Origin of the sequence: Sebaldella termitidis ATCC 33386 (genome assembly GCF_000024405.1) — a bacterium.
Classification (GTDB): Bacteria; Fusobacteriota; Fusobacteriia; order Fusobacteriales; family Leptotrichiaceae; genus Sebaldella; species Sebaldella termitidis.
In genome coordinates, this window is sequence record NC_013517.1 from 831,208 (window position 1) to 844,090 (window position 12,883).

Annotated in this window: 5 protein-coding genes; 2 read left to right on the forward strand and 3 right to left on the reverse strand. The window is 36.1% G+C overall.

What is annotated here, in order from left to right; all coding sequences use genetic code 11:
* Window positions 1–172 precede the first annotated feature (172 nt).
* The 3 genes from STERM_RS03710 to STERM_RS03720 all read right to left on the reverse strand — a co-directional run bounded on the left by STERM_RS03710 (window position 173) and on the right by STERM_RS03720 (window position 10,846).
* Window positions 173–8,533: an autotransporter domain-containing protein gene (locus STERM_RS03710; protein ID WP_012860223.1), complete on the reverse strand. Its 8,361-nt coding sequence runs from the start codon at window positions 8,531–8,533 to the stop codon at window positions 173–175.
* Between the two features lie 554 nt (window positions 8,534–9,087).
* A complete protein-coding gene (locus STERM_RS03715) occupies window positions 9,088–10,173 on the reverse strand; it encodes an NAD(P)H-dependent flavin oxidoreductase (RefSeq protein ID WP_012860224.1) in 1,086 nt (361 codons plus the stop codon).
* 34 nt (window positions 10,174–10,207) lie between these two features.
* Window positions 10,208–10,846, reverse strand: a complete 639-nt coding sequence (locus STERM_RS03720) for a hypothetical protein (RefSeq protein WP_012860225.1) — start codon at window positions 10,844–10,846, stop codon at window positions 10,208–10,210.
* Between the two features lie 448 nt (window positions 10,847–11,294).
* Between STERM_RS03720 and STERM_RS03725 the strand changes: the two genes are divergently transcribed.
* Both STERM_RS03725 and STERM_RS03730 read left to right on the forward strand, forming a co-directional pair.
* Complete coding sequence (locus STERM_RS03725; protein WP_012860226.1) at window positions 11,295–11,591, forward strand: winged helix-turn-helix transcriptional regulator; 297 nt, start codon at window positions 11,295–11,297, stop codon at window positions 11,589–11,591.
* 208 nt (window positions 11,592–11,799) lie between these two features.
* Window positions 11,800–12,879: an RNA ligase RtcB family protein gene (locus STERM_RS03730; protein WP_081439590.1), complete on the forward strand. Its 1,080-nt coding sequence runs from the start codon at window positions 11,800–11,802 to the stop codon at window positions 12,877–12,879.
* Window positions 12,880–12,883: the final 4 nt, after the last annotated feature.

The window sequence follows — 12,883 nt, forward strand, 5'->3', positions numbered from 1 at the left end:
GCAGAAAAAGAAAGATTTAAAATTCTTTTGTTAATTTTCTTTTTTGATAAGTCGTGACGTGATTATTATAATATGTTTTGTTTGCTGAATTTTCTATTTTTCAGAGATGAAAAATAGAGTGTTTCCTGACTAAGAACATCAAAGTCTTGTCCGGGAAACACTCTCTATTTATTTAAAATATTGCTTTAAATGTTATTCCTGTTCTGTAATCATCTTCCTTATCATTTCCTGTTGAATACTCCCCTGTAAGGAATATTCCGTATCTGTCTATTACCTCTAACCCTATTGCTGCTTTTGTTCTGAATGTTCCTTTTTCATCTTCAGGTTTTGATAATTTATGATAGCCGTCTTCTACTGCTATGAGTCTCGCTTTTTCTCTTTCATTAAGATCCGCAAGCTCATATTCGTATGCAAGGTCAAGTGCTCCTTTTAACTGCCAGTTAGCTCCTAAAGGTAGTGCTCCTTTCAGCTCTAGCCCTGCTCTCGGCTTCGCACTCCATGCATCATTTCCTTCTACCTCAAGTGCCTCCAGTCCGCTTTCATTAAATGTAGGTCTTGTCACATACATTGCTCTGAATGCTCCGTATGGCATCAGGCTTGCTTTTTTACCTAAGCCAAATTCTTTCCCGAGTATATTGTCACTTGTTATACTGTATGTTTCATAAGATCCGTTCATTTCTGATCTGCTGTTAGGACTTGGCCAGTCTATATTTCTGTCCACATTATGGATACTTGCTCTTCCAGTCAGATCATTTACTACTTTCCATCCATTTGATCTATACTTGTTATGTACTCCCAGCTGGATTGTATCTACCCATTCTTCACTTTCATTTCCGTCTTTGAATTCAAAGCCTGTATGAACATATCCCAGTGAATAGCCGAATGTATGCTTATATGTTCTTTCCACTTCTCTTAAAGCAAGTACTCCTGTTGTTGTATAATCATAACCCACTACTCCGTCTGTTTCTTCTTTGTTCTTTCCTTTTCCAGCTATTACACTTATTTTTACATTTTCTTTTGTGTTGTTTGCAGAATCCTGCAATAAGTGCAGTGATTCTTCAAATGCCTTTGCTATGTCATATTCTCTCTGGTTTATATTAGCATATACATTTCCTGCAAGACTTGCCATTATATGTCTAAAGTCAGATTCATTTGTTATATAGTTGATCTTATCAAATATTTTTCTTCCCTCACCATAAGTAACGGCATATTTCTCATTCATCACTCTTCCAAAGTCTTCGTACCACAAGCCGTCTGTAAATTCTGTATATGGTTTTCTTGTCATTACCAGATTGCTTCCCTGAGCTGTTGCATCCCATGTTAGTGATTGAGATATATATTCACCTTTTCCCGTAGAACCTTTAAATATGTTTTCAAACACATATCTGTCTGTTGCAGTTCCTACAGAAAAATCTGGTGTTACTTCCAGTCTGTCCGGTATTACACCGCCGAATCCAACCTGACCTGACGAGTTTGTAGTTGGAGTATTTGTAGAAGGGTCGATTGTTACTATTACTTTTATCCCGTCATAATTAAAGTTCCCGCCTACATTTATGTTTATTACTCCAAAGTTCACCAGTGTCGGCATATCAGGCAGAATATACTGCTTTGATGTATACCCCTGTGTTGTGCCTGTGCTGTCCTGTATATTACCTTGCTCCACACTTGGTGTATAAGCTATTCCCAGTCCTGTTCCCGTTATATTTATAGTTCCCTTATTTACCAGCTTAGTATCATCTCCAGCCAGATATATTCCTGTTACATTATTACCAGTTACATTTATTATTGATCCGGTATGATTGTATATCTGGGCTCCGCTCTGTCCTGCTATTCCTATTACTCCTTCACCAGTCATATTAATTGTACCATAGTTATTTACTACTGCATTCTCTGCTGCAAATATTCCCTTGGCATTATCTCCGAAACCATTTATAATACCTCTGTTCTCCGCTGTATAACCTGCTCCTTTTACATAAATTCCTATCCCATCTTTTCCTACCTGTATAGTTTTGCCTGCATTATTCGTTATATTAGAATTTTCACCGTATATTCCCACTGAATAGCCCGTTTTATATTTTTCTCCCTTTGAATCTATGTGTTCTACTAAATTTGAATCTCCTAATATTATATCTGCATTATTTATTATACCTGCATTTTTGGCATATATTCCTATATTCGAAACTCCTGTATTACCTGTTATATCTGCATTGTTTATAAAAGATCCGCCGTTTTTCAGGTAATACCCTATGTTATCTGATCCTGTCATTGTCAGTGTTCCGCTATTATCCGCTGCCAGTACAGAATCAGCAAATACAAATATACTGTTATTTCCTATTACTGATGACTGATTATTTATAAATGACGGGGCTGTACTTCCTGTGAATACAAATCCGTATGATCCGTCTCCCACTGATACTGTAGAATCATTTAGTACCATTCCTGTCTGATTTACTGCATATACTCCCACTCCGTCATTCTGACCCACTGTTATTGATGATCCGGGGTGTAAAATTATTGTTCCTCCCTCTGAATATATACCTGTTCCGCCGTTTCCTGCTGTTATTGCTCCGTCATTTGTTATATTTCCGTTCTTATTATAGATTCCTACTCCGTTATCTCCTACATTTACTGCACTTGCTGTCATATTATGAATATTACTGTTTATGTTATCAGCATAGATTCCTACACCCGGCTGTGTCTGACTTGCAGAATTACCTATTAATATTGTACCTGCATTGACTATACTATTAGCACCGGCTGTGTATATCCCTATTGACTGGTCTCCGGTTAAGCTTATTTTATTGCTGTTTATTATTGTTGTCGGTAATAACGCTGAGTTTTCGGAATATATTCCCACTGCTTTCTGACTTCCGCTGTTTATTTCCGATATACCTGAATTCAAAATAAAGTCTCCGTCTTTTAGGAACAATCCTGTCGATTCCTGTCCGATTGTAATAATTCCGTTATTGTTTACTATATGCGAGCCTGCTCCTTCTCCATATATTCCTACTGAATTATTAGTTAACATTATCGTTCCTTCATTTCTTCCTCTTGCTCCTCCTGTCAGATACATTCCTGCTGATGAATCTCCAAGCGTTATTGATCCTAAATTCGTTCCTTCTTCATTTACTGTTATTCCCGGTGTAGTGAATGTATATGGAAGTGTTGAATACTGACCACTAAGTACCATTCCTGATACATTTGTTCCTAATGAATTTATATTTGATGATGTTCCAAATAATGATACTGTATTTATTCCATTTATCAATGACCCATTTGAACCTAATGTTGCTGATGTATCATTATAGAAATCCCCGCCTATCATATTTCCTACTACATATGTTGAACCTGGTGCTGAGTTTACTGTAAACGGTGTTGACAGATTTATACTTGAACTTGAATCTGTTATCATTAATGTTATGTTTTGTCCGTTTACTGCTATCGTTCCTCCAAGATTTGTGAAGCTGCTTCCGTTTGTCAGGTAGTAGCCTATTGCATTATCTCCGTTCAGTGACATTGTTCCGCCGTTTATATTCCCTGTACTTCCGCTTGCATATATTCCTACTCCGTCTTTTCCCACTGTTATATTTCCGTCTATATTCAATGTCGAATTTACTGCATAAATTCCTATTCCTGCCGCACCGCTTGATACATCTATATTTGAGCCTGTTCCAAGTGTTATTAATGAACTCGCTGCCGGAAGTGCTGTATTATTGGCATATATCCCGTATCCTCCATGTGCTGTCCCTGTGGAGATTATATTTCCGTTATTATTTATGTTTATTGTTCCGTTTCCATATAATTCCGGAGTAGTTAAATAGTTTACCCCATATATTCCTACACTTTTATTTCCTATATTTACTGTTCCCGCATTTGTTATCACAGTTCCGTTTGCTCCGTATATTCCTACTGATTCTTCTCCTGTTACTTTTATAAAGCTTCCGGCTCCTGTATTTGTTATATCTCCAAAATCTGCCAATATCCCTGTAGATTTATTTCCTGACATATCTATTACATTATTATTGTTTATTGTTATTATTGCTCTATCAACAGGAGCTGCTCCTGTTCCGTAGTTTACCTGTCCTACTCCCAGCTGTCCGGTATTTGATCCTGTTATTGATGAATTTACATCTACACTTGAATTTATGAAATCTGATTTATTATATGAATCTGCTGCATTGTTCAGGCTTACTGCCTGATCTACTATCAAAGTTCCTTTTGTTATAGAAAACGGTGTATAGTTTGGATTACTTGATGATGATATTTTTACCTGCGGTGTTATCGTTGCTCCCGGAGCATATGCCGCTCCCAGTGAGCTAAGCAGTATTGTTCCCGGTGTATCAAGTATCGCCAGTTTTGAAGTAGGATCCTTCAGATTTACTTCCAGTGTTCCTCCGCCTGTTACTAAGCTGCTCAGATATGTATTCAGGGCTCCTGTGGATGAAAATGCCATTCCTCCTGCTTCTACATCCACTACTATATTATTTCCTACAGGTATATTTATATTTCCCGAACCATTATTCAGAGCAAATATACCTCCGTTATCAACTACTGATTTATATGTTCCCGACAGCTGTATTGTTGCTCCGTTATCTGCATAAAGACCTATTGCTCCGCTTCCTGTCTTTATTATTCCGCCTGACAGATTATTTACAGTTCCGGCTTTGGCATAAAGACCTGCTCCGTTTTGCGAATATACTTCTATATTACCGCTTCCCATACTGAAAGTTCCCGAATGATTATACACTCCCACCTGATCTTTATCAGTTCCTACAGCTGTCAGCCTTATATTCCCGGCATTGACTCCTGAACCATGTACACCTATATACATTCCTATTGCTTTATCGGCAGATAGCGGCAGAGACTGTATGGTTCCGCTGTTTGTTATAGTTCCTGTATTACCTGCTGATACTCCGATACCATACATTCCTGTTACATTATCTCCGATGGATATTGTGTTTGTATTTGTTCCTGATGAAGTATTTCCGGCTGTAGCTTCCACATACATACCTATTCCAGTATCTACACCGTCTACTTTTACTGCTGCACCGCTGTTCATATTAGAATTTTTCAGATAAATTCCTGTTCCTGAACCGCCGGTAACTTCGATGCTTCCTGTTATTGAGGTTGATGTACTTTCATCTCCGTAAATTCCTATGGAGCTTCCTCCTGAAGCAGATTCCGCTTTTATTGTTCCTGCATTTGTGACATCTGTTTTTTTCAGGTAAACTCCTATAACCTTTCCTGACCCTTTTAAATCTAGATTTGATGTCGAAGTTAAATTAACTGTTGAATCTGAAAGAGCTAATGCATTATTTGCGTAAATACCAAAGGCATCTCCTGATACTCCGCCGCTTATAGTTTTTATATCTTTTTGATTTTCAATATCTATTTTTCGATTTCCATAAGCCGCAGCAGTGCTTCCAAAATCATTTTTCCCGTACATTCCCACAGAACCCGAACCTAATTCTATTAGTCCGTTATTCAGAGAATCGCTGCCATTTGAAATATACATTCCTACTGAATTTGTTCCTAGTTTTACAGAACCGTTATTAGTCATTGTTATATAATCTCCGGCTATTCCCGTAGATTTATTTCCTGATAATATAATATTTCCGTTATTTTCTATTTTTCTTCCAGTCACAGGATTTCCAATTTTATTTTTCTGTGCTATAGCAACCTGCTCGGCAGCAGTACCTTTTATATCTACACCGCTTGCCACGGTTATATCTGAATTAATAAACTGTATTTTCCCGTATGCTCCGGTATCTAAATTTGATTGCACAGTATCATTAAGTGTCAGATCAAAGCCATTCATTACATACTGATTATACCCAGTTCCGCTGAAATTAAAAAAGCTGGTTGTCATATCAGGCAGGCCTGTAAAATTTAGAATATTCGCTGATCCTCCGGGTAAATCTATATACATAATATTTGATCCTGCGTCCATATTGGCTGTCATGTTATAGGCATTGCTGAATGCTCCTTTTATAGCACCGGCTAAGGTCGGTATGTCAGTTAACGAATTTACTTTTGCATAAAGAAGCATTCCTCCAGCCTCTACTTTTAAAGATGAAGGAGCTGTTATATTGTATTTTCCAGTTACAGTACTTCCGCTGGCATGATTATAAAAGGCTAATCCACCGGCCTTTGCTGTAATTATATTTGATCCTGCTGCATTTATTGTTGCGTTATTACCGGAATAGAATGCCATTCCCCCATTTTGCGCTGTTATATTTCCGCCGCTTATATTTGTAACTGAGGCATTTCCTTCAGAATATACTCCTATCGAATTTTCTGCTCCGGATATTATTTGTCCGCCTGACATCGCAAATGTTCCTGTGTTATATATACCAAGGGAGTCTTTTCCGCTGATAGTTATTGACCCGCTGTTTTCACCTGTGGAAATAGTTCCTGCGGATGCTCCGAATACTGAAATTCCCTGTGATTTCATTCCGTTTATAGTTATTGATCCGCTGTTCAAAGCATGTCCGCCGTTCATTGATAAAAGAGCGGTTGCCTGCTGAAGATTACTTCCAATAGTAATTCCGGCTTTATTATTTACATATGTTAATTTGCCGCCAAGACTGTTTTTGTCATTGGCAAGCATCACGACATTGTCTGTTGCCGTATTCACTGCGTTAGTATTATCGATAGTTATGTTTTTATTCAGAGCAACACCATATTTATCATTTCGGATTAAAACACTGTTTTGGGCATTATCTCCAAATCCTAAACTCTGTATATGAGTATTGTTTAATTCTATTTCACCTGTTGTTGTCGTGACAAAGTTTTCATTTCTTAAAATTCCTACTCCTTTTGTCCCGTCAACTAAAATTCTCAGATTTCTTATATTTCCTATTATATCAGAACTGTTTGAAGCTGCGAGACCTTGTACTCCTGCAACTAATGTTGAGCCTGTTATTCTTTTGGAAAGTGAAATTCCTACGTTTTCTGTTCCGGCTACTTTTATTACACCGCCAGATCCGTCTATCAGGGTTTCATCGAAATATTTAGTTCCATTTGTTTGATTGTCAAATACTGTAGGAACTCTTAAGCCGTAATTATGCTGTCCGTTTATATCGATATTTCCGATTCCCACATAAAGTGTAAGAGCTCTTCCGGTAGGACTGTAAGTATATTGTGCAAAATCTATTCCTATACTGTCCTCACTGTTTATTATTATTTTATTTTTATTTTCCAGAGTTGACTCTTCCAGCGGACGTCTGCTTGTACTTGTGTATGCGTATTTTTCTATCATAGCAGTCATTCCAAAAAGGTTTTTTCCACTTTCCAGTGTAATAACTCCATTATTTATTGCTTTTGCAGGGAGTGCATCATAAGACTGATATTCTATGCCCACAGTCATATGTCCGTCTGTTCTTCCATATAAACTTACATTTGATCCTGCTGCTATTTCAAAAACAGTATTCAGGGTTTTTGCCCCGTAAGCATGATTTACACTTACAAATCTTGTAGTATTGGGTGAACTTACGGTAGTTTCATTTCTGAACTCCCAATTTCCGCTTATTGTATAGGATCCTGCCAATGCATTCAAAAATGTATGTTTGTAATTGCTGGTAACAGTACCTACAGCCTGCGTTCCGCTGCTGCTTGTCGAATCATTATATCCGCTCCAGTTAAAACCAACACCTGAAATATCAAAATTGGCATCTCTCACTTTGACGACTGTGGTTCCTCCGCCCACAGGACTGGCTGAAGCATTTCCCAAAATATTATTTTCTACATTTACCCCTAATGCCGCACCCTGAGAAAATCCTGTTGAGATCTTGTCCAATGCCGGAGGAGTGAAAGTTGCCGGAATTGCAATTACAGGATTTACAGGATTAAAGCCGCTGACAACTACTGTGCTGATAGACGGAGGTGTTATCGTTACCGGTAATGGTGTAGTCGGTGCGGCTATTGTCGGCACTGAGAATGATGTCAGCGGCGGTAATATCGGATTTATTGCGCTTACTGCAGGGCTGGCAGGAGACAGCGGTGTTACCATGGGCATTGAAGGTTTTGACACTCCCAGTGATATCGGCTGTCTGTTTGGCTCTCTTACCTGTATCCCTATTCCCATATCTATTTCTTTCGGTTGCTGTAATGGACGATGCGGTTTTCCGGACAAACCGTTTATACTTCCGCTTGTCATTACATAATTTCCGTTTACATCGTAATAACCAGTTACCTTTGAGTGATAGCTGGCATTTTCCTTGGTATTATCCTGCCCCTCGCTGTATTCCTCATAGAAACCTGTAAAAAATACCTGCCACTCCAGATATTCAGGTTTTACTATATAATCTCCCTGCAGATATAAATCTTTTAATTCTTTATTTTTTTGTTTGAGTATTCGTTCAAGTGTTTGGTAAGTTTTTTCACTTGAGCTTCCTTTATCTATACTTTTTACAATACTATTGTACATTCTGTCGTATTTTGTAGTTAAGGAAGCAGATGCTGCTGCTCCATAAGACGGTAATATTGCATTTATTGCCAGAAATGATATTAATAATTTTTTATTTTTTTTCATTATTCCTCCCGTATTAATGTATATGATTTTCTGTTTCGTACTACTTGATTTTAAAACAGCAGATTTTTTATTTTCTGTATTCAGACTTTTTATCAGTAATTGTCAGATACCTCTATGGCTTTTGACAGCTGTCTTAGATATTGTTTTAATATTTCTCAATTTTCTTTTTGTTTTTTATATCAATGAATATCCATGTTATGAGTAAGAGCTGAGTACAGAATTGTGATTATATTTTTTTAATGAAATAAAGAATATTTTTTATTTCCCTCCTTTCGAATAAATGTTAAAAACTTAAAAAAATTTTCAATATTGCTATTTTAGAAACATAATAATATAACCATTTTACTAAATTTCAGCTTTATAGTCAATTTTAATATAAAGAAACATGCTTTCTTATTTTTTAGAAAATAATTATTTATAAACATTGAAATTAGTTTTTTAATTAATAAAGACTGTCGAATATATTTTTTTAGAAAAAAGACATAAAAAAAACAGGGGAAATCCCTGTTAATTATAATATTTATTAATTTTTTGATGTTCTTATAAAATATTTTCTATTTTGGTCCGTTTAGCAGCTCATCAATAAGTTCTTTCACAGACATCATTTTATTAACTCTGTATCCGTTCGCTCCTGAGAAGAACAAACCTGTTTTAAGTCTTCCAAGATATGAATCCCCAAGACTGTCAGCGATACAGTAACCGACTTTTCTGGCACCTTCTCCTCTCTTACAAGGGAAGATACAATTACTGATACATTTTATAGGTGTTTCTCCCGGTTTTAGGTTTTCAGTCAGGTGTGATCTCATTGCACGCCCGGGGTATCCCACAGGAGAGCTTACTATTACCATATCCTCTTCTTTTGAATTAATAAGCATCTGCTTAAATTCATCACTGGCATCACACTCCGGAGTAGCTATGAATCTGGTACCCAGCTGAACTGCGTCAGCTCCGAGAGCCATCATTTTTTCTATATCGTCTTTGTCGAATATTCCTCCTGCAGCTATTACAGGAAAGTCTCCAAGCTTGTCTCTTTCAGCCACTACCTGTGGAAGAATAGCTTCCAGCTGATGTTCAGGCGAGAATAACTCGTCCTTTTTTGCTCCTTGGTGCCCGCCGCTTCTAGGCCCTTCTACAATAACTGCATCAGGAAGACGCCCGGCAGACTGTTTCCATTTTTTGGCTATAATTCTCAATGCTCTGTCTGATGAAACTATAGGAATAATGGCAACATCAGGATTATCTGCCACAAGGGAAGGAAGATCCAGCGGAAGTCCTGCACCTGTAACTATTATATTAGCTCCGGCTTTTACGGCATCTTTCACTACTCTCTGATAATCGTTAATAGCATGTAAAATATTACAAGCCAGCGGTTTGTCACCGCATATCTTTCTTGCGTTTTTAAAAATTTCCTCAAGAGCTCTTGCAGAATAAGTATTCACAGTATCAAGCGGTCTTCCGTCAACCTGTTTATCAATAAACTGCATGTTTTTGTAATAACCGCTGCATATTGCACTAATAGTACCAAGTCCTCCAAGTGAAGAAACAGTACCGGCCAGCTGGTCCCAGCTCACTCCTACTCCCATACCGCCCTGAATAATAGGGATGTCTATATTATATTTTCCTATACGAATTCCTTTCATTTCTCCTCCTATTTAAAATAATTTTTCGGATAATCTAAATAAAAGGCGGGGCCCTTACAATCCTTATCTGTGTTACTTCAAAAGAATAAAAATTCTTTTTAGACAGTATTATAAGTCTTGATAATTTTACCAGTTCCAAAAGCCTTCTTATAAATTTAATCAAAAAAAACGAAGGGAAATCAAAATGATTTACAAAATGAAAATCATCAAGCTTTTCTAAAATAAAACCGGCATGCTTATCATCAAGAAGCATAATTTTCTTACCGCCAAAGACGTGATTTTTTTTAATTAAATCAGTAATTTTGTTCGTTTTTTCAGAAAACCAGTTTTGTTTTTCGGAAATTACAAGATCTATATTTTTTACATGTTCGTCAAAATATGAACATGCCTGTCTTGATAAAGTTTTTATATTGGAATTTTCAAACTTTTCATTTATATAGCTCAGGCTGCCGTCAAAATAAGAAGACGCCTGTTTAGAAAAAGCTCTTATGTTTTTATTAAGGCTAAAATCCAAATTAAGATTATTAAACCAGTCCTGGCTTTCAGCAATGAAAATATCTATATTTTTTATACGGTCGTCAAAATAAGAATGTGCCTGTTTAGAAAAAGACTTTACATTCTTATTTATAATATTACTAAAATTAAACTGAAACCGGACATTAAATTTTATCATTGCGGATCAATATTCCTTTATAAATTTATATGTAAAAAACATATGGTTGAAAAATTCATCTTATTGTACGACTTTAGAGCTTAAAAGTCAAATATAAATATATTTTCAATTATATAATTTGTAAATAGACCGATATGATTACAGAAATATAAAAATATACAGCAAGGGATACAAAAAATAGCCGGAAAATAGTATTTTTTTGTATTAATGCTTTTTTCTTCTACTATTTTAATAATGAATAAATACATAATAAAAAAGCAGTTTTCTGTATATATGCAGAGTCTTTTTTTAATTTCGGTATAAAATGATTATTAACTTACTTTTTATAAGATAATTTTTGGTAAAAAATACTTTTTTTTATATATAATATACTCTTTTTATGGTATTTACATTTCAGCGGTAAAAATATACAATATATTATAAGAAATGTGACACAGGGGGGAGGGAAGTGGTACTTATAAAAATTCAAAAAGCATTTGAAATTCTGGGTAAAAAATGGTCAGGTCTGGTATTATACACACTATTGGAAGATCCTATGAGATTTACGGATATAAGAAGAAATATTCCTGAATTAAGCGACAGAGTATTGGCAGAGCGCTTAAAAGAGCTGGAACGGCTTCAGCTTGTGAAGAGGAATGTATATACCAGAATTCCGGTAAAAGTGGAATATGAACTGACCAAAAAAGGAAAAGAACTTGAAAAATCAATGAGAGAAATTGAAATATGGGCAGAGGATAATCTGTAATCAGGTATGTTCGTACAGATTATCATCTGTCTGTTTCTTTTGTAAGATAAGAAAAACTTGATTTATATATGATGTATATGGTAAAATAAGTGCTGTATATGAAAAAGAAGGAGATGGTTTTAATGAAAATAGATAAATGGAGCATGAGAGGATAAACATGTTCTGTTATTCTCTCGAATGAAAAAATAACACTAAAAAACAGGAGAGAATAAAATTGATAAACATAGTAAGAAATGAAAAGTCCTGGATAGAGAGCAATGCTGTAGAACAGCTGAAAAAATATGAAAAACTCGACGGGATGATAAGAATAACAGGGCTGCCTGATCTGCATGCAGGAAGAGTACCTGTAGGAGCGGCTTTTATAACAGAGAAAAAGATATATCCGTATCTTACAGGGTCAGATATCGGATGCGGAATAGCACTGTTTGACACAAAAGTAAAAATGAAAAAATTTAAAAGGGAAAATTTTATAAGAGATCTGAGCAGGGTAAAGCAGATGGAAGATATAGAAGCTGACTTATCAGAATATGAATTTCCCCATATGGAAAAACTCGGAACAATTGGTTCGGGAAATCATTTTGCCGAATTCCAGAAAATAGAAAAAATATATCTGAAGGATGAATTTGAAAAGTCAGGTATAAGCAAAGATAATCTTATGCTTTTGGTACACAGCGGTTCAAGGATATACGGGCAGGTCATACTTGAAAAATATCTGGAAAATCACGGAATGCTTCCTTTGGAAGAAGGCAGTGCGGAATTTGAAGAATATATGAAAGAGCATAATGATGCCGCAGCATATGCAAAGGCAAACAGGAAAGTAATAGCGGAGAAGCTTCTGAAAGTCATAGGTAAAGGCAAGCCTGATCTGATATTGGACAGTTCGCATAATATGATAGCGGAAAAAATAGAGATGGGTTCACGGATATATATTCACAGAAAAGGTGCTGCGCCTTCTGATGCAGGAATGATAGTGATTGCCGGAACACGAGACAGTCTTTCATATATTGTAAAGCCAAAAGAAAATCTTTCGAAGTACTGCTATTCAATATCTCACGGTGCAGGGAGAAAATGGACGCGTGAGGGATCTAAAGACAGAATGCTAAAGATTCACGGGAAAAATAAAATAATACAGATGAATAAGAATCTTATATATTCTGACAGAAAAGTATTGTTTGAAGAATCAAGGGAAGCATATAAAAATATAGAAAGAGTAATTCAGGATCTTATCAGTCACGATATGATAGAGATTGTAGCTTCTCTGAAGCCTCTTATTACTTTTAAGAGGTAGGGAA